The following is a 23205-nucleotide window of genomic DNA, read 5'->3' as shown; positions in this document are numbered from 1 at the left end:
AGCAGGGGAGGCAGAGAGAGAAATAACTAATGCCCAATGCCCAATGTCCAATGCCCAATGCCCAATGCCCAATGCCCAATGCCCAATGCCCAATGCCCTATACCCCATTCCCTCTTATAGCTTGTTTCATCTCGCGGACTGCCCTTTCTATACCTACTAATGCAGCTCGACTGATGATGGTATGACCGATGTTCAGTTCTTCCATGCCTGGAAGTGCAGCCACAGGATAGACGTTCCAGTAGGTGAGTCCATGACCGGCGTTGACTCGCAATCCAGCTTGAATAGCTTGTTCACACCCTTTAGCTAATATGGCTAATTCTCGTTGGCGATTTGTTTCATCTTTAGCCTCAGCATATTGTCCGGTGTGCAATTCAATAAACGCCGCCTGTACCTTGACAGATGCTTCGATTTGTGCTGATTCGGCGTCGATAAATAAACTAACTGGAATGCTAGCGCTTTGCAATTTATCAACTATGTCACCTATTCTAGCAATTTTCCCGATAATATCTAGTCCACCTTCTGTTGTGACTTCTTCGCGCTTTTCGGGGACTAAAGTGACGTAATCCGGTTTGATATCCAGAGCGATCGCGAGCATTTCTTCTGTAGCGGCCATTTCTAAATTAAGATGCGATCGCACTGTTTGCCGCAATATCCGCACATCCCTGTCTTGGATATGCCGCCGATCTTCGCGTAGATGTACTGTAATTCCATCTGCACCGCCTAATTCTGCCAGCACCGCCGCCGCTACGGGATCTGGTTCCACCGTCCGCCGTGCTTGCCGGATGGTGGCGATGTGGTCAATGTTAACACCAAGTGTAGGCACCCCAAATTTCTCCCAAATCCACAGTCCTCAGAACTTGATTTTACCGGAAATAGTGAGAGTTTTGCTTGAGTTGCTCAAGACAGATCATACAAGTTAACTGCGATGTCTACGACGCGCTGTTCGGTATCGCCCAAAAGAAAACTAAGTTAGCAAAAGCCGATTTTTGGGCAAACTACTTTAAATAAATAGCTGATTTAACAAGAGTTGATGAAGTATGAATACAGCAGTTGGGCCGATGGACAAGCTTTTGAACTATCAAATTAGCGAACAACTTTATGCAGGCTCTAGAACCTTGGTTTACCGTGCAATTCGAGAGGATGATCGACTTCCGGTTGTGATCAAACTGCTTCAGCAGGAGTATCCCACCTTCAACGAACTGCTGCTATTCCGTAATCAATACACCATCGCTAAAAATCTTGATCTACCTGGTATTGTTCGTCCCTACAGTCTGGAACCTTACTGCAACAGCTATGCTCTGGTAATGGAGGATTTTGGCGGCATTTCTCTCAGAGATTGGATGAACAGAGAAATGGGGGACAACCAACATACTTTGACAGAGTTCTTGGACATTGCGATCGCTCTCAGCAATATTCTTGACGGACTCTATCGCTATCGAGTTATCCACAAAGACATCAAACCCGCCAATATCCTCATTAACCCGGAAACCAGGCAAGTCAAGTTGATTGACTTTAGCATTGCCTCTCTTTTACCTAGAGAAACCCGCGAAATTTACAGCCCTAATGTCTTAGAAGGTACTCTCGCCTACCTTTCTCCAGAACAAACCGGGCGGATGAATCGCGGAATTGATTATCGCAGTGATTACTATTCCCTTGGTATTACCTTCTATGAATTACTGACTGGACACCTACCCTTCCAATCTCACGATCCGATGGAGTTGGTTCACTGTCATATTGCCAAGCAACCGGATCAATTAGGAGGCAGAAGGGAAGAAGAAATTCCCCAAGTTCTTTGTGACATTGTGATGAAATTGATGGCAAAAAATGCTGAAAACCGCTATCAAAGTGCATTAGGGCTGAAATTTGATTTAGAAAAATGTTTGGATCAATTGCAGGAAATTGGCTCAATTAAATCCTTTAAATTAGGTGAGCGGGATATTTGCGATCGCTTCATCATCCCAGAAAAACTTTACGGTCGCCAAACTGAAGTTGAAAGCTTACTAAATGCTTTTGAGCGTGTCAGTCAGGGAAGCACGGAAATTATCTTGGTGGCAGGCTTCTCTGGGATTGGCAAAACTGCTGTGGTTAACGAAGTCCACAAGCCAATTGTGCGACAACGGGGTTATTTCATTAAAGGTAAATTTGACCAGTTTCACAACATCCCTTTCTCTGCCTTTGTGCAAGCCTTTCGAGATTTAATCGGGCAACTGCTGAGTGAACCTGACGCTCAATTGGAGCAGTGGAAGTGCAAAATTCTCTCTGCTTTGGGTGAGAACGGACAAGTGATGATTGAGGTAATTCCAGAACTGCAAACTATGATTGGTAAACAGCCTCCTGCACCGGAACTCTCTGGGAGTGCAGCCCAGAATCGCTTCAATTTGCTGTTCTTGAAGTTCACTCAAGTCTTCACGACAAGAGAACATCCATTAGTGATTTTTATTGATGATCTGCAATGGGCAGATTCTGCTTCTTTAAAGTTAATACAGTTGTTAATGAGTGAAGCTGACATCGGCTATCTACTATTAATTGGTGCTTATCGAGATAACGAAGTCAACCCAGTACATCCGCTAATGTTGACTTTGGAAGAGATTCAGAGGTTAGGCGCTACAGTCAATACGATTACCTTAGCTCCCCTTGAGCAGGTTTCTATCAATCATTTAGTTGCAGATACATTGAGTTGCTCCCTAACGTTAGCCGCACCGTTAACAGAGTTAGTATTGAGCAAAACTAAAGGCAATCCTTTCTTCAGTACCCAGTTTCTCAAAGCGCTACACCAAGATCAACTAATTACATTTAACTTCCCTCAGTCCCACGCCAGTTTCTACAACGGGGGATGGGAATGTGATATTGCTCAGGTGCGCCTTCTTGCCCTGAGCGATGATGTCGTAGAGTTTATGGCAATTCAACTTCAGAAGTTGCCAATCGAAACTCAAGAAGTTTTGAAATTAGCGGCTTGTGTGGGAAACAAATTTGATTTAGCAACATTAGCGATTGTCTATGAAAAATCCCAGGTGGAAACAGCTGTAGACTTTTGGAAAGCAGTGCAAGATGGGTTAATTATTCCTACCAATGAAGTTTACAAGTTCTACCAAGATGAGTCTGAATTCAAAATTCAAAATTCAGAATTTCAGCAACACAGTTATCCTGACTCCTGCTCTTACAACTTTCTCCACGATCGCGTTCAGCAAGCTGCCTATTCTCTAATTCCTGAATCTCAAAGAAAAGCTACTCATCTAAAAATTGGACAACTCCTATTAAACAATATATCGCCGGAAGCAATTGAAGCCAGGATTTTTGATATTGTTAATCAGTTAAATGAGGGCATTGATATAATTAGTGAACAATCACAAAGATATGAACTGGCTCAACTGAATCTAATTGCTGGAAAAAAAGCCAAAGCTTCTACTGCTTATAGAGCAGCCGTTAAATATTTTACATCAGGCAGAGAGTTGCTAATAGAAGAAAGTTGGCTGACTAACTATCAACTTACATTTGCATTATATCGACAATCTGCGGAATGTGAATATATAATTGGCAATTTTTACCAGGCAGAGACATTATTCGATATTGCTTTGAATCATAGCCCAGATAAATTTCAACAGGCAGATATTTATGGAATTCAGATGTACCTGAAAATGACTCAGGGCGAAAATATAGCAGCTGGCTTTGAAGCTGGGTTGAAAGGTTTAAGCATCATGGGGATGCATTTGCCAGTCACTTCTGAAGAACAGCAAGCTGCCATCGAAACTGAACCTCAAGAATTAAAAGCTAAACTTCAAACGGTTCGGACAGCAGATTTATTCGATTTGCCTGAGATGACAGATCCAGATAAGAAGGTCTGTATGGGTCTTTTAGCCGACGTTTGGGCAGCCGCTTATATGGGAGGAGATCAACACCTCAGTTGCTTGGTTCCTCTATTAATGATCGGTTTATCGTTGAAATATGGCAATGCAGAAAGCTCTGGTTTTGCTTACTGTCTGTATGGGATGAATCTGGCAAATCAAGGAAGTTATCAAACTGCTTATGAGTTCGGTACGTTAGCACTAAAACTTGATCGTCATTTCAATAGCACTCAATTTATTTTCAAGACAAATAATATTTTTGCACACACCATTAATCCCTATAATCAGCATTTAAAAACGAATTTACCACTTTCTCAGCAATCATTCCAAATATGTCAAGAAACAGGAAATTTGGTATTTGGCGTCTGGGCAGTTTCGTTTCTGATTTGGGCGATGTTAATTAAGGGCGATCGCCTCTTTGAAGTCTATGCGGAAACTGAAAAATATTTGAGCTATGTGGAACAGGTGAATGATGCCAATATGCTGTATGCATTTACTTTACAGCGGCAGTTTTTACTGAATTTGCAAGATATATCTAAAAATACCGATTTATTAGATGATTACAATAGCGAAGATATTCCCTATATAGAAGTTTGGAGACAGAAAAATAACTTTGAGCATGGAATTAACTGGTACTGTTTTCTCAAAATCCAATTGTCGTACCTTTATGGTCGCTACGAAGATGCTGTAAAAGCGGCAGAAGAAGCTGATAAAACCCTTGCTTCTAACTCTGGTTTCTTTCCAATTATTCAATATCATTTTTATTATCCACTCAGTTTGATAGCTCTCTATCCCAATGCGACATTAGAGAAGAAAAAACAGTATTGGGAGATTATCCGAGAACATCAACAAACTCATAAAACCTGGGCGAATAATTGCCCACAAAACTTTCTGCATCGATATCTATTGTTATCTGCGGAAATGGCAAGAATTACTGGCAAGTATATGGATGCAATCGAGTCATACGATCGCGCCATTGCGAAAGCTAAAGAAAACGAATACCTCAACGAAGAAGCTCTCGCCAACGAACTTGCAGCCAAGTTTTATTTAGAATGGGACAAAGAACGCATTGCCCAAGAGTATTTGATTAATGCTTACTATTGCTACACTCGCTGGGGTGCTAAAGCCAAAGTTGATGACCTAGAACAGCGTTATCCACAATTGCTAGCCCCCATCTTACAACAGAAGCCTTCACGAAGTGACTCTGAAAGAGTATCGCTATTCACGCCCGATGAGACGATCACAAAGATTAATCCTATTGCTACCTTGCACCCAAGCATCAGCAAGTCAGTAACCTCTAGCAGCAATACATCAGTAATACTAGATTTGGCAACAGTTTTCAAAGCTTCTCAAACTCTCTCCAGTGAAATTGAATTCGATAAATTACTTACAAAGCTGCTACAAGTAGTGATTGAAAATGCTGGAGCAGATAAGTGTGCCTTACTATTGCTTAAAGAAGGTAGATTGGTAGTTGAGGCGACTGCTGAAGTTGGGCAGCAATCAACCGTGCTACAGTCCATTTTTGTGGAAGATAGTGCAGACGTTCCCCATAGCCTGATTTACGCCGTCAAACGCAACCTGCAACCTACCGTCATCATTGATGCAACAGTCCATCCGGCGCTGATCTCCGATCTCTACATCATTCGTCAGCAACCCAAAAGCTTGTTATGTACGCCGATTCTGTATCAAGGCAAACTGTTGGGGATTTTGTATTTAGAAAACAATCTTACCACTGGGGCGTTTACGAGCGATCGCGTCGAAATTCTCAATCTGTTATGTACTCAAGCTGCAATCTCTCTAGAAAACGCTCGACTTTATCAGCAAGCACAAGATAGTCTACAAAACCTTGGACAGACTGAACAATTTTTGCGGTTAATTATCGACAATATTCCCCACTCTGTTTTCTGGAAAGACTGCAATAGTCTTTATTTAGGTTGTAACCATAACTTTACTCAAATTTGGGGTCTAGGAGTGCCAGAAAATGTTATTGGTAAAACAGACTACAACCTTCCCTGGACTAGTGAGCAATCAGATTTTTTTGTAGAGCGCGATCGCCGCATTATGGAATCTGGACAAGCTGAACTCAACATTATCGAAACCGTTCAGCAAGTAGACGGAAAACAAAACTGGTCGAATACAAATAAAATTCCTTTAAAAGATAGAGAAGGAAACGTTTTTGGTATCCTTAGCACCTCTGAAGACATCACCGAACGCCAGCAAGCACAACAATTGCTGCAACAGCAAAAACAACAATTAGAACAAGCCTTGCAAGAACTGCAAACGATGCAATTGCAATTAGTGCAGGGTGAAAAAATGTCTGCCCTTGGTAATTTGGTAGCAGGTATTGCCCATGAAATCAACAATCCTGTCGGCTTCATTGCCGGCAACTTAGAACCAGCCAAAGATTATGTCAAAGATTTGTTTGGACTAATTAACCTTTATCAACAAAAGTTTCCTAATCCTGGCTCAGATATTCAAGATGAAATTGATGCCATCGACCTGAATTATTTACGCGAAGATTTACCTAAATTGCTAGACTCGATGAAATTGGGTGTTAGTCGTATCCGCAGTATCAGTACCAGTTTGCGAACCTTTTCCAGAGCAGATAAAGATTATAAAGTTCCCTTTGATATTCACGAAGGCATTGACAGCACTATTCTAATTCTCAGACACCGTTTAAAAGCTAACGAAAACCGTCCGGCAATTGAGGTGGTGAAGAATTATGGCAAACTACCCCTAGTGGAATGCTTTGCTGGACAACTTAATCAGGTGTTTATGAATTTGCTAGCAAATGCCATTGATGCACTTGAACAATACAATACAGAGCATAGTTTGGAAGCGATTCTAGCCAACCCTAATTGCATCACTATTCAAACCCGTGTAACAGACTCAGGTCAGCACGTTTTGATTAAGATTGCTGATAATGGTATGGGAATGTCACCGGAGATTAAACAAAAAGTATTTGACCATTTATTCACCACCAAACCAGTAGGAAAAGGCACAGGATTGGGATTAGCGATCGCTCGTCAAATTGTGGTTGAAGCACATGGCGGTTCACTTTCCTGTACTTCAGAACTTGGACAGGGCACAGAGTTTGTCATTCAAATCTCTACTCAACGACAATAAAGACTGCTGTTAGCGGATAGCTAAGGTTGAGCCAGTGCTGAGTAATTTCTACTTTACTCAGCACTATTGATTTTTACCTTTGAAATTTTAACTTGGAATAAAGCAACGATGATCCTTAAATTACGCAAAAGCTGGTTGAAAATCAATCCCCGATGGTATACCCCAATTAACCAAAATTACTATTCATTGAAATGGCGATCGCGAAACTTCCTATTGTTATCAATTGTGGTGATTTTGTCCATTAGCATTAGCGTCACTGCCATCACTAGCTACAAGATTGTTAAGGGGTTGCTGCTCGATAGTCTCAAGGAGCAAGTACTGTTAAAAACACACCAAGGTGAAGATGAAATTGATAACTGGTTAGCCATTCGCAAGACAGAAATTAAGACTTTGGCAAATTCCCTTGTGGTGCGATCGCTAGATTGGTCTGTGATGGAACCTTACTTACAATCTGAGGTGAAGCGGCTGCAAACGTTTTTGCTCATGGCATTAGGCATACCAAATGGTACATTAATTAATACTCAAGGGGGTCATCCCAATGTTAAAGATCGAGAATTTTTTCAGCGGAGTATGGCGGGTGAAACGGTAGCCGCCGATCCAATTATTGGCCGCACAAACAGTCAGTTACAGATTCAGATCAGTTCGCCAATTCCTGCCGAAACAGGCACAAAGCCAGCAGGTGTTTTAATGGGAGGGATTCCGATTAAGCGAGTAGTTGAGGCGATCGGCAATTTACATCAAGGTAAAGGCAGCTATGCCTTTGCGTTGAATTCTCAAGGAGTTCCCATCGCTCATCCCAACACGGAACTAATTGGTACACCCGAAAAAGCCGCTCAGAGTTTCCTTAACTCCTCCAATCCCAGATTAGTTGAAATTACTCAACAAATGGTGGCTAAACACACAAACATTGAATTGGCTCAATTGGATGGTAAATGGAGCTATGTTGCTTACACTCCCCTGAGAGAAGCAAATTGGTCGGTAGCGTTGATTGTGCCACAAGAAAATATTGAATCGCCATTGCAGGCGTTGAACCTGTTGGCCACGGTTTTGGGAGGATTGTTGGTGGTTGGGTTGATTAGTGCATGGCGACAGGTGCAATTATATGAACAGATTCGCGATCGCGCCTTTATTTCCAGCCAGCAGGCGCAGCAACTCAGCAAAACCCTGAAAGAATTGCAAAATACCCAAGCTCAACTCATCCAGACCGAAAAAATGTCTAGTCTAGGACAATTGGTTGCTGGGGTGGCACACGAAATCAATAATCCTGCTAATTTTATTCATGCCAACCTCAACCATGCCATTGAATACAGTGAAGGTATCCTCGACTTGCTAAAGCTTTATGAACAAACCTACCCAAATCCGACACCAGAAATTCGCGATCGCGCCCAAGACCTTGATATTGAGTTTCTCGCAGAAGATTTACCCAAGCTAATGACATCAATGCAAGTGGGAACCAAGCGCATTCGCCAAATTGTGCTGTCGCTGCGTAATTTCTCGCGCCTCGATGAAGCAGACATGAAATTTGTAGATATTCATGAAGGATTAGACAACACTCTGATGATTCTGAACCGTCGCCTCACAGCCACGCCCAATCTACCAGAAATTCAGATCGTTAAGAAATACGGTAATTTACCTCTAGTAGAATGCTACGCAGGGCAACTGAATCAGGCGTTTATGAATGTTTTGGTGAATGCGATCGATGCATTGGAAGAAGCCAGCCAAAAACGGAGTTTTGAGGATCTTAAAACTAATCCTAATCAAATTAAGCTCCAAACCCAAATTGACGAATCAACTCATGACGCGATCGTGCAGATTTACGATAATGGTATTGGGATGTCAGAGGATGTCAAGCAACGGGTATTTGACCACATGTTTACTACTAAACCTGTGGGCAAAGGAATCGGATTAGGAATGGCGATCGCCTATCAAATTGTTGTAGACAAACATACAGGAACTATCGAAGTTGATTCTACCCCAGGATGTGGAACAGAGTTTACCATCCGTATTCCTTTAACAAGCAAAAAGTAAAATCTTATGCTTTTAAAACTGCAACAAATTATTATTAAACCTGGTCAAGAAATGTTGCTCCAAGATATTAGTTGGCAGCAGTTAGAAAATATTTTGGTAGAAATGGGAGAAAAACGTGCTGCACGTATTTCTTATAGTGATGGTTGGTTAGAAATTATGGTTTACCTACCAGAACACGAAAAAGATAAAGAGCTTATTGGTGATTTAATCAAAATCCTATTAGACAAACTCCAAATTGATTTTGAGCCTTTCGGTTCTACAACACTTAAAAATGAGCGATCGCGGCAAGCAGTAGAACCAGATACCAGTTTTTATATTCAAAATCAAGCTGCTATCATTGGTAAAAATCGCATTGATTTAAATATAGACCCACCACCAGATTTAGCAATCGAAATTGATATTACTTCTCGCACTTGATTTGAAAATTATGAAATTTTGGGAGTTCCTGAACTTTAGCGACATACACAACAAGGTTTAGAAATTTCCTTGCTAAAAGAAGGAAAATATATAAAATCTGAATCTAGTCCTAATTTTCTTGGTATTCCAATTATTGAATTAGTTAATGAATATGTTCAGCAGTGTTTAACAATTGGCAGAAGTCAAGCTATGCGTAATTTTCGAGATTGGGTCAAGAATAATTTATGATAAAAATCTAAGGCTTTCTGAGAAAGGCGATCGCTCATGACTACCGAAAACAACCCAAGAGCCATTCTAGACTGGGAACACCCCACACCGCCCACAGATTTAATTTTTGATGATGGTGAACCCTTGGAATCAAATCGTCACCGTATTGCTATGAATGTGCTGATTCGGTCATTGCAACAAGCTTGGGCTGATCGCAATGATTTCTTCACTGGGGGCAATATGTTTATTTACTACAGCAGCACCCAGGTTCGTAACCGTGATTTACGAGGCCCAGATTTCTTTGCGGTGTTAAATGTTGACGGTAATAACTCTAGACAAGGTTGGGTAGTTTGGGAAGAAAATGGTCGTTATCCTGATGTCATCGTGGAATTAATGTCACCATCTACCGCAGCAATAGACAAGGGTATTAAGAAAAACCTTTATGAACAAACTTTCCGAACATCAGATTATTTTGTCTATGATCCCTTTGATCCTAATTCTTTGCAGGGGTGGCATTTAGATGATAATCAGCAGTATCAGCCTTTGACACCAAATGAGCGCGGGTGGCTATGGTGTAAGCGTTTAGGTTTATGGTTGGGGACGAGTCAGGGAATAATAGACAGAGAAACAGCGATATGGTTGCGGTTTTACGATGTGGCTGGTAATTTGGTTTTGCTACCAGAAGAAGCAGCAATTGCACTAGCAGAAGTTGCTGCTGCACAAGCACAAGCCGCAACTGCACAAGCAGAAGTTGCTGCTGCAAGAGAGGAAGCCGCAGTTGCACAGGCGGCTCGTTTAGCGGCTAGATTAAGAGAACTAGGGGAAAATCCAGATATTTTGTGAGAGATTTTGGCTTTTTTGATTTCTGCAAACCGCACATTCGTGACTAGATTTTAGATCCTCCTAAATCCTCCGATAAATTGGAGGACTTTGAGAAGGTTTCCCCCCGATAATCGAGGGGATACAACCGTAGACTTTTCAAACATCCTCTAAGACTTATTTTGTAGGAGTAATAGATGAAACGGCAAGTAATTATATATCCAGGAGAAGATGGTTACTGGGTGGCTGAATGTCCTAGCTTACCTGCTTGTATCAGCCAAGGGAAGACCAAAGAAGAAGTTGTTGCCAACATCAAGGAAGCTATAGAACTATATATTGAGGTTTTAAAAGAAGAAGGTCGGCCTATTCCAGAAGATCATCTGGAAACTGTTTTGGTCGATGTATGAGTAAGTTACCGCTCGTTTCTGGTCAAGAGTGCATTTAAGCTTTGGGAAAGGCTGGTTTTTATATTTTACGACAACGTGGAAGCCACATTATTTTACGTCGGCATGAGCCATTTGCTGAAGTCGTTGTTCCAAATCATCAAGAATTAGATAAAGGAACTTTACCGGGAAATTATTAGACAGGTTGGGTTGAGTGTTGATGAGTTTATCGAGTTGTTGTAAGTTAAAGACTGGATGCGATCGCTATTTTGAAATATCAGAATGAGTCAGTGCGATCGCCAGCATTAAATCAGTTTTTGTTATTTCTATATTTAACGATCATCGCACTGGTTGTTTCAAAAAGTGCATATCTTAGTCAAAATCAAAGTGCAGTAAAAATATTTAAGGTTTCCACATAGAAGTACCTAACCACATAAAAGGAATGCTGAAAAGTAGGCATATAACAAATTGTACTCCATTACCGCTAAAAAGTCCGTAAAGTGCCCCGATTGCACAAACTGCGCCAACAAGAAAGAAAGGCACAGCAATTACCCGCAGTAGCACTTTCTCTATGGAATTATGGGTTTTTGGTGTCGTTGTTTGATTTGATGAAGAAGACTTTGGCTGAGAAGGTATCTCTACACGATGATGTGGCTGTACTGATGGTGGAGGCTCAGAAAGGTTAATAGGTTGATATGTGACTTTTCCTAGCTTGGAAGTAATAACTTGCAGGTACTTATCTAACTCAGAAACATTAATAGCTTGATGTGTGACTTCTCCTGCGATTAGTGTTTCTTCAATTGACGCTATATCTTCATCTCTAAGTCCTAAAATTTCTTGATAACGTCGCAAATCATTGCGAGTATAGTCACTCAAAGTCTGCTCGCGCCCAATCGCATCAACTAATGCCTGCTTATATTCCTGCAATTTTTGTTGGTACTCTCGATAAGGTTTTAAAACCTCAGCTTCAATTGCAGCAGTTTCTTCAGGGAGCAACCCCAAATTCTGACGTAGGGCATCTAATATTCTGCGACCAATAATCGAAATCTCGCCCCGACTGGCATAAATCTCTACTTCTTTGCGATACTTAAGTTTTGGATCACCAATTGGTGCTTTAGACAACAGGATTTTAAATCCTTCTTTGAAAGCATAGATTTCTGGTTTCATGGCGGGAGTGGCTTCTTGAACTTTTTTTTTCGCGTACTCATGCAACTCATCGACCGAAATTGCACCATCATTACCTAAATCTGCGGCACCTGTTTCAATACCCTCAATGAGATAACGAGTATAAGTCGAAAGATTGTCTCCCTGTTGCTGGAAAGAATACTGAGTCGAAGTGGAGGAGGTCAGGACAACTCGCCCCTCTCCGCCGAGTTGTGTCTGGATATTGACAGAACCATCATCTTTGGCTGACCAACCCTCGGCAAAAGCACCACTAAAACAACAGTCGAGAATTATGACTTGGCGCTTGCAGCGGCTATCGCTCATGATGTTATGAATGAAACTGGCGGGAACAGCAGTTGATTTTATGAGTTGTCCTTGAGTATTTTTACGTGTTAGGCGAGTAGCAAGGTAAAGTTTGCCGCTCTCATCTTTAATGCCGTGACCGGAGAAGTAAACTATTGCTAGATCATCCTTACCGCGATCGCTAAACAGCTTCTCGATCGCTTCCTGCATTTTCTGAGGATCAGGATTCTCCAGTTTTTGGATATCTGTTTCAGCAAAATCACCCATTTCTGGATGCTGCAAAACTTTGGCGATCTCTTGCATATCCTTTACCGACGCTGGTAATGGGTTAAGACCAACCTCATAATCACTAATTCCTATTAGGAGTGCTACCTTCGTCATGTCCCTATCCTCTTTCCTGTTATGGCATTTCTCAGCTTGCTGCTACAAACTTTTGTGCTGCTGCAATCGCAGTCATTAATTCTTGCTGGCTGCTGGCTTTAACCTTGAGTTTTTTACCGTTAGCCTCAACTTCCAACTCAATAGTTTTGTTACCCAAGCGATCGCCCAAAAATCCCAATACTTTCTTAAAATTGGTAATACTCACCTCAGCCTGCAACACACCCAGTAGGAAACCTCCAAACGCCTTTGAATCTTTGGGTGTTTCCGCAACTGCTACAAGTTCAGCACTTTCTACATCTAAGTCTCTAATTTCTCGCAAGAGATTTCGCGTTTCCCGCTCTTGCTCCTCTGCATCTAAGTCTGGATTATCAAGAGCGATCGTTAGTTTGACATTATTCATTTTGTACCCTTTTCGGTTTTAAGTAGTTGACTGTCAACTATATTTCCGTGATTTCTCTATTGACATCATAACTGCTATGTAAATTTCCTGAAACTTCTTCAAGATTTTTACAAAAATTCATAAAATTTAGGTAAAAATTACTACAAATAGGAGTATCGCCCGTCTAGCTTTCAATAAACCATACACGCACCTATATCCGATATTCCATACTTTGAATGAATTAGCAAGCCTACACTGTACCGTCAGTACAGTGTAGGTAGTTGACTTAAAACAAGTCCAAATCTGTTACAGCACCAATACTGCTAGAAGATACCAATTTGGCATATTTCGCCAACACGCCTTTTGTGTAACGCGGAGCCGGAGGTTGCCAGTTAGCGCGACGACGAACCAATTCTTCTTCGGATATATTCAATTGCAATAAACGAGCCGGTGCATCAATAGTAATACTATCGCCTTCTTCTACAAGAGCGATCGCACCACCAACTGCCGCTTCTGGAGCAACATGACCAACCACCATGCCGTAAGTACCACCAGAAAAGCGCCCGTCGGTAATTAATCCCACAGCATCACCCAAACCAGCACCGATAATTGCTGAGGTGGGAGCCAACATTTCTCGCATTCCCGGGCCGCCCTTCGGCCCTTCGTAGCGGATGACTAGAATATCACCAGCTTGAATCTTACCCGCCAAAATTGCATCTAAAGAGGCTTCTTCCGATTCAAACACCCGTGCGGGGCCGGTAATTACTGGTTTTTTCACCCCAGTAATTTTGGCGACAGATCCTTCCGTTGCCAGATTACCTCTGAGAATAGCTAAATGTCCTTGAGGATACATCGGGTTATTCCAAGTCCGAATCACATCTTGATTGGCAGATGGTTCTTCTGGTATGTCTGCTAATATCTCTGCAATAGTTTGGCCGCTAATGGTGAGGCTATCACTGTGTAATAAATCATGCACAAGTAACATCTTCATTACTTGCGGAATGCCGCCAGCTTTGTGCAAATCTGTAGCAACATATTTACCACTTGGTTTCAAATCACACAAAACGGGAACGCGGGCGCGGATAGTTTCAAAGTCGTCTATAGTTAAATTTACCTCAGCAGCGCGGGCGATCGCTAAAAAATGCAACACTGCATTCGTCGAACCACCCACCGCCATAATTACAGAAATGGCATTTTCTATAGATTTGCGGGTAATAATTTCGCGGGGTAAGATTTGTTTGCGAATAGCTTCGACTAACACAAACGCTGATTTTTCGGTGCTGTCGGCTTTTTCGGCATCTTCCGCCGCCATTGTCGAGGAATAGGGCAAACTCATCCCCAGGGCTTCAAATGCTGAAGACATGGTGTTAGCTGTGAACATTCCCCCACAAGAACCAGCACCAGGACAAGCCCGATTTTCAACTTCTAATAATTCCTTTTCGTCAATTTTTCCGGCACTGTATTGACCAACAGCTTCAAAAGAACTGACAACAGTTAAATCGCGTCCGTTATAGTGACCGGGTTTAATGGTGCCACCGTAAACAAAGATAGCCGGGATATTCATCCGCGCGATCGCCAGCATTGCGCCTGGCATATTCTTATCACAACCGCCAATCGCTAGCACACCATCCATACTTTGTCCAGTACAGGCGGTTTCAATGGAATCGGCAATGACTTCCCGCGACACTAGGGAATATTTCATCCCTTCAGTTCCCATCGAAATCCCGTCGCTAATGGTAATTGTGCCGAACATTTGCGGCATCCCGCCAGCGGCTTTAATACTAAGTTCTGCCCTTTGTGCCAGTTGATTTATCCCCATATTGCAGGGAGTGATCGTACTGTAACCGTTGGCAATGCCCACAATGGCTTTATTGAAATCTTCATCTTTAAAACCAACTGCCCGCAGCATAGCTCGATTTGGCGATCGCTGCACCCCTTGCGTTACAATTTGGCTTCTCAAATTCTCCGACATCTTTTTTCCTTCCGTGCCATCATCGCAACAGTTGCGATTGTATTACCTGATTTTCTCATGCCTGGGCGGTGCGATCGAACATGAGTAATTCTCTATGTTTCACCGTGTCTTTTGGTTAGCCCTAATTATAATAAATCTTCATCTGAGCGTTGCATAAAATAGGGATGATTCTTGTGGGGTAGGCATCTAGACTGCCGGAAATCCTAGGGATAGGAATGCGAATTTAAATGTGAAATAAAAGCCCTTGTACAAGCTGAGGCTCCGATTTTCCGCGCTCATGGCTCACTATATTGATTCTGGTGCAAAGTTGGTGTGTCTCCAACTTTGTACCAAAATTCTTCTTCCAGATTAGACCTGCCTTGAAAATAGCGACTAGGGACTGAGGATTGAGAAAGAGATATTTTCATTCTCTGCTACCTTCTGCCTTCTGCCTCCTGCCTTATTTTCAAGGCAGGTATATTAAATTAAAGGATAAAGTCGCTTGCCACTACTTGTGGTGATCCTTCAAGCCCAATCTCAAACTCAGCCGACCGATCCCCATCAGTGCTTCCTTGAAGAATACCTCCTGAATAACGGATTTGACCGGGTGCCGAGAATGCGCTACTCCCAATGAAAGTGAAAGCTTGGTTGCCCCCAATAGTGGAGTTGGCGTCGATAGTAAATAGATCAATTCGATCGCCTGGCAAGCTACCGTTTCCACGAAAGTCAGTGATCACATCGCGTAACAAACCAGGTAGACTCTCATAAATTGAGTTGTACTCGAAAACATCGCTACCTGATCCTCCAGTGAGACGATCAGTCCCACTACTGCCAGTCAGGACATCATTCCCATCACCGCCAGTCAGAACATCAGTCCCAGTACCGCCAGTTAGGATATCGTTGCCAGTACCGCCAATCAGGATATCGTTGCCAGTACCACCAAAGAGGCTGTCGTTACCAGTACCACCGTTAAGAGTATCGTTGCCTCTACCAGCGTTAAGGACATCGTTGCCAGTACCGCCAAAGAGGGTATCGTTGCCATCACCAGCGTTAAGGGTACTGTTGCCACTACCACCGATAAGGGTACTGTTCCCACCACTAGCGTTAACGACATCGCTCTTACCATTACTGCTACTACTACCACTACTACTGCTACTACTAGAACTAGAACTAGAACTAGAACTGTTGCTCCCGTAGGAGATTGATATTGAAGTTGCCATTTAATGAGTTTCTCCTAAACTTAGATGGTAAAAAAATTACCTCTTCACTTCCCCATTATAAAACGGCATTGCTGATTAAGAGTATAAATTTGGTTTCCCCCAAAGGCACAAAGCAAACAATTTCAAACATGGAATTTGGTAATTTCACACTCTCATTCAGCAATGCCAAGAAAACAAGGTGAAAAGGTCACGAGTGGTGAAGAGATAACTCAACCAAACCTGATTGGAACACGTCTTTGCTGTGAAGTCTGAAGACTTGAGAAGATTTGATCAGCACTGGATGTATTGATCGTGTTGACATCAAAATTGTACCAAAAATCATGTTATGTCCTTGTACCTTATGTTTTTACTGGTTCCAGTCGTAAAATGCTAAGGAATAAGTAGATTTTCTCCTACGTAATTGCATAGGCTTGAGGACATTCTGACTGTATTCAGAATAACAAGAGTATAGTATTACCTTTCAGCATATTTTTTGTATTTATAAGAAATAATAATTAATCTTATTTTTATTCTCTCGCCAGAACAAAATTTGAAACCTTTGTTCAGATAGGCTTTGTTTTGCCTATTGATATTTATTTAGTGGTTTCTGTAGTTATATATAACAAATAATTGCCAATAAGTTAAAAGCCTTATTAGACGAATGGTATTAAGAAAAGCCCAAAGGCTTGTGTCACCTCGTTCCCAGTCTTAAGGCTGGGAATGTATTCCCTAAGGTCTCTGGTCAAGCTACTGGAGGCTCTTAATCTATCCTGGGCAGGGGATGTATTTTAACTTAGTGCCATTCCCTTGTTAGACCAGTGCGATCGCTGCACCCCTGGCGTCACAATTTGGCTTCTCAAATTCTCTGACATCTTTTTTCCTTATGGGGCATCATCGCAACAGTTGCGATTGTATTACCTGATTTTCTCATGCTTGGGCAGTGCGATCGAACAACTATAAAAGAGAGAGGCAAGCTAAATTTACCTCTCTTTGCGACTATTCAATAATCAGAATTCTGCCTCCTGCTTTATTTTCAAGGCAGATATCTTAAATTAAAGGATAATGTCGCTTGACACTAGTTGTGGTGTCCCTGCAAGGCTAATTTAAAACTCAGCCGATAGATCCCCGTCAGTGCTACCTTGGAGAGTACCTCCTGAATAACGGACTTGACCGCTTGCAGAGAATGCGCGACTCCCGATGAAAGTGAAGGCTTGGTTGTGCCTGATAGTGGAGTTGGCATCGATGGTAGATAGATCGATTTGATCGCCTGCAAGGATACCGTTTCTCGCATCCCGTAACAAACCAGGTTGACTCTCTGAAACGAAGTTGAAATCGAAAATATCGTTACCTGATCCTCCAGTGAGAACATCAGTTCCACCAACACCAATGAGGATACCAACGTTACCAAAATCACCGCTAATGGTATCGTTGCCAGATCCGCTTTTGTAAGGGCACAGCATTGCTGTGCCCCTACAGCATGGTCTATTTACGATCGCAGGATAATTAAGAAAAGCCTGAAATAACCTATTTTAGTTAATTCACATCACGATGCATTTGTACAGTGCATTAGACGTAGGTTGGGTGGAGGCTTTGCGTAACCCAACTGATTATCAGGATGTTGGGTTACGCAAAGCCTCCACCCAACAAAGCAATTTTTTTGCAACTGATGAAAATGCTCTAAATTGGTTTAATCATTGTGGTCTATTCTTTGAGCCTATTTAGATAGCTCTTCTTGTGGTGAGTTTGATCGCAAACTGCTGTAATTCACATCACGATGCATTTGTACAGTGCGTAAGTCCTATAATTATCCGAACTTGATATCACGGTACTTTATTTATTTACAAAAAAAGTGGCATTCATTTATAAAGAGTGAATACCACTTTGTATTTTTCAAAATTCCTGATGACGGAGATATGTTACCCAGGTAGAGTTATCCCAGTCACTGCGATCGCACCAGCGATCGCACTAGCACAAAGGGAAGTAATCGCTGTCCCAAATATCCACCACGCAGCAGAAGCAACGGTTTTTTTGGTTTCTTCTGCTTGCTTTTTAGCTTGCTCTTGGATCGCTTTCAGGCGTTTTTGGGTTTCTTTCTGGATGCGTTCGGCTCGTTGCAATACGCCATCCCGCGCCGCTTCTATTTGGCTAATTATGCGGTTAGCATCCGCCTCGGAAATATCTTCACGAGAACTCAATACAGCAATTAAGGTGTCACGATCAAATTCACCGAGGCGATCGCGCAATGCTTCAAATCCAGCTTGGGGATCGTCGAACACTTTCGCAAAATCTTGCTTAATCCCTTCATAGTTGAGTTCCGAACGATCCAGGGAGTTGAGATAGTTGCGAACTTTAGCAAAAACTCCATCCACCACTGATTGCACTCTCTGCTGAATCTGCTGAAATTGCTCGACAATCGAGGTGCGAACAGACTCAATTTGATCCACAATCCGGTTAGCTTCCTCTTCTGAGATATCCTCACGTTGGGACAACAGCGCCACAATTGTCGAACGGTCAAATTTCGCGGCGCGATCGCTTAAACTCCCAATTCCAGCGCGGGGAGAAGACAGCAGCAATTGTAAATCGCGTTTGATTCCTTCGGGGTTGAGTTCTTCTTTGTTGGTATTACGCAGATATTCTTCGAGATTACCTTCAAAATCTAAAGCTTTTTGAGTGGTGCGCTTGGCTAAACGTCGTGGCGCTCTCACAATATCACCAATGGCATCTTGGGCGCGATCGATGATCTGATTAACCTGCTCTTGGCTCAAGTCTTTGCGTTGACTCACAAGTTTAACCAAGGTTTCTCGATCGACATTAGATAAGCGATCGCGCAGTGCTAAGGCTCCAGCTTTGGGATCGTCAAGTAATTTTTCCAAATCGGCTCTGATACCTTCTGGATTAAGTTCTTCCAAGTTGGTATTGCGGAGATATTCCGCGAACCCTTCGGGAAGCTTTGCTAACGCTTTTGTAGTTTTTTCGTACTGTTCTTTCGCTTGTTGCGGTACTTGCAAAATATTATCTCGGACTGCTTCGAGCTGATCGAGAGTTTGGTTTACCTGTTCTTCGCTTAAATCTTGACGCTGACTGAGCAATTGTACCAATGTATCGCGGTCAAATTGCGATAAGCGCGATCGTAAAAGGCTAATTCCGGCTTCGGGATCGTCTAGTAAAACTTTAAACTCACGTTTGATAGCTTCGGGATTGAGTTCGTCTTTGTTAGTATTCCGCAGATATTCTTCAACTCTTTGGCGCAGTTCATCGGCTTTTGCTTTTGCTTGTTCTTGCAATTCTCTAGCACCATTCAAGAGATTATCGCGGTTGCGTTCGAGTTGACTAACAATATTATTAGCTTCCTCTTCGCTGATATCTTGACGCTGTTGGAGTAATTGTACAAAAGTATCGCGGTCAAATTGCTCGAAGCGGCTACTTAAATCTTCAAAGCCAGCTTTTGGATCATCCAGCAACTTGCTAAAGTCCCGTTCAATTCCTTCAGGATTCAGTTCGTCTTTCCCCGTCGAACGCAGATAATTTTCGATGCGGCTGCGGAAATCTTGCCCTTTTTCTCGCGTTTGAGCCTGTTTTACAGTTTCTAAAACTTCCAGGCGATCGCTTTCCATTTGTTCGGCAATTTCTTTCACCCTAGCTTCGCTGATATCACCCCGCTGCTTTAGCAAGTTGGTAAAATATTCTTGATTTAGTTCTTCCAACTCCCGTCTGACAGTTGTCGGATCTGCATTCACATCATAGATAACTTCTTTAAATTCATCTACTAGTGTAATCCGGTTAAAGTGCCAAGGAAACGAATGCAATATGTAGTCTTCTACATCTGCCTTAATCGCGTTTTCTAGTGATATTGGTAATTTTGCAGATACTTGCTCGGTTGCTTGCTCTCTAAGCTGTTGAAGTTTTTCTGTGATTTGATCGACATCGACATCTTGAACTTTTTCTTTCAGCTTTTGCAACTGAGTTGTAATTTTGTTCACATCGATATTAGAAAAGTTTACCCCTTCCAGAACTGCTGGTGCAGCGGCGCTCAAGCCATATCTAATAGCTTGTTTGATCACACTATTACCAGAACCGCCTCCGACTGTAACCAGTTCTTGAAGTCGTTCACCTAATTGCTCAGAATTGAGTTCTTCAGGAGTAGCAGACTTGAGTAAATTAATTACTTGTTCTGTGGGATTTTTGCGATTTAAAGCTTGTTGCCAAGCACCTTCAAACTGGTCAGTAATGCCATTGATATCTTCTTTAGATAAATCTGTACGGCTACTGATTAAATCAATAAATGTTTGGCGGTTAATGTTTTGCAAGAGGTCGCTGTTAGCAACAGATTGCAAATCTGTATCTTTAAGCAACTGGTCAAATTGACTCCGAATTTCTTTAATATCCAGCTTTGGCAATTGCAGAGAACCTAAAGAACTTTGGAGCGTATTTCTAATCCCTTCAGAATCAAAACCTGAAGTTAATTCCCGCCGGACTGCGGCTGTAATATCTTCAGCGGTAGAAACTAACTGTTTTTTCGCACTATTAGCACCGATGCCAGCAGTTGCTGTACCCATCAGAGCTTGAAAACCAGAAGTGACTGTATTAGATATAGAACCAATTAAAGAACCTATCGCCGATGAACCCAACCAAATTACTAGTGAGAAATAGGTAGACCAGATGACTACACCAATAATTGCTCCTAAAAATGCGCTTTCGATTAGGCTAAGTTTTACTGCTAAAAAACAAGCAATAAATAATGCAATGCTAACGGTTATTAATGCCCAAGCACCGACTTTAGCTTGACCTTTACGAATTGTCTTACCCAAACTTTCCGATTCATCATCAGAATCTGAGTCAATTTCCCAAGATGAAATTCCGACGGCAACTGAAAAGTTTGTGAGTAACAATTGAAAGGCAAATGCCATCGAAACCCCAGCCAGCAATGCCACCAAGAATTTAGGCCCAGAAAAAAGAACTGATGCTTCTTCTGGAGTTAGTAGTTCCTGAGCTAAAGTTATCGGCGCTAATCCAAAAGGTAGCCAATTCCATCCCAAAATAGTTAAAACACCTTGAAACATAGGATTCTCTCACTTGCACTCAATTAGATATCCATTTTTAAGATGGCTTATTTATCAGCTTAATTATCATTCATCTAAGCTGGTACTTTCTTAGGTAATAGGTTCCTTTGCCAAAAGTCGTATTTAAAAAATAAATATTTAGCTTATTTATTCTTCAATAGAATAATCTATTGTTTTTAATTTAATCAAAACTTTTGATATAAAACTTTACTAAATAAAAGTTAATTTTATAAAAATGTATCTACTGATATGGCAGGTTTTCAACAGGTAAGTTACAGTAGCAAACGGGAGAAAAAAGGCTTTTTGGTATCAATTTATAGCAAAAGATATAAGGAATATAATAATTAATATTTAAACTTTATAAATTATTTTTATACGTGAAATTTGTTTACTTGACTTTAGATAAAACCACCTATGTCTAATGATAGAGATAAAATTTCTTCCAAGCGATTGATGAAAAGTAAATAGAAACATGCATTAATAAGGGTGATTACAAGCTATAAATTAGTGAATAATTAATTTTTGCTGAGGAGAAAAGATAATGGTTGTTGGTGTACATAAACGTGCTGTAGGTGTATTTTCTCATCGTCGAGATGTTGAAAAGGCGCTACATGAATTAAAGAAAGTTGGCTTTGATATGGATAGAGTCTCTGTCATTACAGAAGATGGAGACAAAGATAATATTGCTGGTGCGGATGTGAGCGATCGCGTCGGCGATAAATCTGACGATGGCGCTAAAGTTGGAGCGGCTACAGGCGGTGCTTTGGGCGGATTGGCTGGCTTATTAGTCGGTCTTGGCACTTTAGCAATTCCTGGAATCGGGCCAATTATGTTGGCTGGAGCCGCAGCAACTACCCTAGCTACAACTCTCGCTGGCGCTGGTATTGGTGCAGTAGCGGGCAGTTTGCTTGGTGCATTAATTGGTTTAGGAATTCCTGAAGAACGAGCCAAAGTTTACGACGAACGCGTCAGACGAGGACACTACTTAGTCATTCTCGATGGTACAGATACAGAAATCCACAGAGCAGAAGCAATTTTACATCAGCAGGGTGTAGAAGAATTTGGCATTTACGACCACCCAGATGCTAATAATGCAACCACTGGTTATGTGGCTCCAACTTCGACTGTGGGTCATAGTGGTGTTGCAAAACGCGCGATTGGGGTATTTTCTCATCGTCGAGATGCAGAAGTAGCAATTACAGAATTGCGAGATGCAGGTTTTTCCTTGAATCAAGTCTCCATTATTGCCAAAGATACAAACGGTCAGGGGATCGCTGGTGTAGATGTAGACAGAAATGTTGGTACAGGTAATAAAGCAGACGATGGTGCAAAAGCTGGAGCAGCTACAGGCGGTGTTCTAGGCGGTTTGACTGGGTTATTAGTTGGACTTGGGACTTTAGCAATTCCTGGAGTCGGGCCCGTGATTGCAGGTGGCGCAGTCGCAACAGCTTTGGCGACAACATTAACTGGTGGTGCGATCGGTGCGGCAGCTGGCAGTATTGTCGGCGCACTCGCTGGCTTGGGAATTCCTGAAGACAGGGCGCGAGTATATAATGATCGCTTCCAAAGAGGCGACTACTTAATAATTCTCGATGGTACAGAAGCTGAAATCCACCAAGCGGAAGCGATTCTCAAACATCGAGGTATTGAAGAATTTGCAATCTATGATGCCACTGAGATTACTGAACATCGCCCAGGTTCCGGCCGAGTAACGGATCGTGACGCAGCAGTAGTTGATCCCATTCGCCCCAATTACTCAACAGAGCCTAATAGAAACGATCCTGCTGTAGTTATTGTTGATCGTCGTGATGAAGTACTTTAACTTAAAGTAGTCGTCACTTACACTAATTTTACAAAATTGCAGGAGCAAGAATTTGAAAACTTTGCTCCTGACTAAAAAAACTTGCTCCTCCGTTCTGCCGTAAATATCAACAAATTTCACTTTC

At 42.0% G+C, this 23205-nt stretch carries 13 protein-coding genes and 1 pseudogene; 7 read left to right on the top strand and 7 right to left on the bottom strand.

Annotated features, from left to right (window positions below):
- Window positions 1-97 precede the first annotated feature (97 nt).
- Window positions 98-823: a pyridoxine 5'-phosphate synthase gene (locus V7K62_RS01310; RefSeq protein ID WP_334860909.1), complete on the bottom strand. Its 726-nt coding sequence runs from the start codon at window positions 821-823 to the stop codon at window positions 98-100.
- Between the two features lie 214 nt (window positions 824-1037).
- Between V7K62_RS01310 and V7K62_RS01305 the strand changes: the two genes are divergently transcribed.
- The 6 genes and pseudogenes from V7K62_RS01305 (at window position 1038) to V7K62_RS01280 (ending at window position 11022) form a co-directional block, all read left to right on the top strand.
- The gene (locus V7K62_RS01305; protein WP_334860907.1) at window positions 1038-6968 is read left to right on the top strand and encodes a trifunctional serine/threonine-protein kinase/ATP-binding protein/sensor histidine kinase; all 5931 of its coding nucleotides are present in this window, start codon (window positions 1038-1040) and stop codon (window positions 6966-6968) included.
- A 108-nt stretch (window positions 6969-7076) separates the two neighbouring features.
- Complete coding sequence (locus tag V7K62_RS01300; RefSeq protein ID WP_334860905.1) at window positions 7077-8996, top strand: sensor histidine kinase; 1920 nt, start codon at window positions 7077-7079, stop codon at window positions 8994-8996.
- Between the two features lie 6 nt (window positions 8997-9002).
- Window positions 9003-9641 (top strand): annotated as a pseudogene (locus V7K62_RS01295) (Uma2 family endonuclease).
- 36 nt (window positions 9642-9677) lie between these two features.
- Window positions 9678-10463 (top strand): Uma2 family endonuclease, encoded by a 786-nt coding sequence (locus V7K62_RS01290; RefSeq protein WP_334860903.1) that lies wholly within the window; start codon window positions 9678-9680, stop codon window positions 10461-10463.
- Between the two features lie 173 nt (window positions 10464-10636).
- Window positions 10637-10846 carry a type II toxin-antitoxin system HicB family antitoxin gene (locus tag V7K62_RS01285; RefSeq protein WP_334860901.1) on the top strand — a complete coding sequence of 70 codons (210 nt, stop codon included), beginning with the start codon at window positions 10637-10639 and terminating at the stop codon, window positions 10844-10846.
- Window positions 10847-10887: 41 nt separating this feature from the next.
- A complete protein-coding gene (locus V7K62_RS01280) occupies window positions 10888-11022 on the top strand; it encodes a type II toxin-antitoxin system HicA family toxin (protein ID WP_334860899.1) in 135 nt (44 codons plus the stop codon).
- A gap of 202 nt (window positions 11023-11224) precedes the next feature.
- Here the strand turns inward: V7K62_RS01280 and V7K62_RS01275 are convergent, their stop codons facing one another.
- The 6 genes from V7K62_RS01275 to V7K62_RS01250 form a co-directional block, all read right to left on the bottom strand.
- A complete protein-coding gene (locus V7K62_RS01275) occupies window positions 11225-12670 on the bottom strand; it encodes a caspase family protein (protein WP_334860897.1) in 1446 nt (481 codons plus the stop codon).
- A 31-nt stretch (window positions 12671-12701) separates the two neighbouring features.
- The gene (locus V7K62_RS01270) at window positions 12702-13070 is read right to left on the bottom strand and encodes a hypothetical protein (RefSeq protein WP_334860895.1); all 369 of its coding nucleotides are present in this window, start codon (window positions 13068-13070) and stop codon (window positions 12702-12704) included.
- A 265-nt stretch (window positions 13071-13335) separates the two neighbouring features.
- Window positions 13336-15021, bottom strand: coding sequence for a dihydroxy-acid dehydratase (gene ilvD / locus V7K62_RS01265; protein WP_334860893.1), 1686 nt, complete (start codon window positions 15019-15021; stop codon window positions 13336-13338).
- 464 nt (window positions 15022-15485) lie between these two features.
- Entirely contained in the window at window positions 15486-16220 is a 735-nt protein-coding gene (locus tag V7K62_RS01260) for a calcium-binding protein (protein WP_334860891.1), read from the bottom strand.
- Window positions 16221-17302: 1082 nt separating this feature from the next.
- Entirely contained in the window at window positions 17303-17659 is a 357-nt protein-coding gene (locus V7K62_RS01255) for a M10 family metallopeptidase C-terminal domain-containing protein (protein WP_334860889.1), read from the bottom strand.
- A gap of 456 nt (window positions 17660-18115) precedes the next feature.
- Window positions 18116-21259 carry an MFS transporter gene (locus tag V7K62_RS01250; protein WP_334860887.1) on the bottom strand — a complete coding sequence of 1048 codons (3144 nt, stop codon included), beginning with the start codon at window positions 21257-21259 and terminating at the stop codon, window positions 18116-18118.
- Between the two features lie 541 nt (window positions 21260-21800).
- On the opposite strand from V7K62_RS01250, the gene V7K62_RS01245 reads away from it, so the two are divergent.
- On the top strand, window positions 21801-23081 hold the full coding sequence (locus V7K62_RS01245; protein WP_334860886.1) for a histidine kinase: 1281 nt from the start codon (window positions 21801-21803) through the stop codon (window positions 23079-23081).
- Window positions 23082-23205: the final 124 nt, after the last annotated feature.

It is taken from the genome of Nostoc sp. (assembly GCF_036917935.1).
GTDB lineage: Bacteria > Cyanobacteriota > Cyanobacteriia > Cyanobacteriales > Nostocaceae > Nostoc.
The sequence above is the reverse complement of the archived record's forward strand: the minus strand, read 5'-3'. Positions and strand labels throughout refer to the sequence as shown.

Coding starts and splice junctions, on each gene's coding strand:
- V7K62_RS01285 (WP_334860901.1), top strand. CDS start 10,637: ATGAAACGGCAAGTAATTATATATCCAGGAGAAGATGGTTACTGGGTG.
- ilvD (WP_334860893.1), bottom strand. CDS start 15,021: ATGTCGGAGAATTTGAGAAGCCAAATTGTAACGCAAGGGGTGCAGCGA.
- V7K62_RS01275 (WP_334860897.1), bottom strand. CDS start 12,670: ATGACGAAGGTAGCACTCCTAATAGGAATTAGTGATTATGAGGTTGGT.
- V7K62_RS01250 (WP_334860887.1), bottom strand. CDS start 21,259: ATGTTTCAAGGTGTTTTAACTATTTTGGGATGGAATTGGCTACCTTTT.
- V7K62_RS01245 (WP_334860886.1), top strand. CDS start 21,801: ATGGTTGTTGGTGTACATAAACGTGCTGTAGGTGTATTTTCTCATCGT.
- V7K62_RS01305 (WP_334860907.1), top strand. CDS start 1,038: ATGAATACAGCAGTTGGGCCGATGGACAAGCTTTTGAACTATCAAATT.
- V7K62_RS01300 (WP_334860905.1), top strand. CDS start 7,077: ATGATCCTTAAATTACGCAAAAGCTGGTTGAAAATCAATCCCCGATGG.
- V7K62_RS01255 (WP_334860889.1), bottom strand. CDS start 17,659: ATGCTGTGCCCTTACAAAAGCGGATCTGGCAACGATACCATTAGCGGT.
- V7K62_RS01270 (WP_334860895.1), bottom strand. CDS start 13,070: ATGAATAATGTCAAACTAACGATCGCTCTTGATAATCCAGACTTAGAT.
- V7K62_RS01290 (WP_334860903.1), top strand. CDS start 9,678: ATGACTACCGAAAACAACCCAAGAGCCATTCTAGACTGGGAACACCCC.
- V7K62_RS01260 (WP_334860891.1), bottom strand. CDS start 16,220: ATGGCAACTTCAATATCAATCTCCTACGGGAGCAACAGTTCTAGTTCT.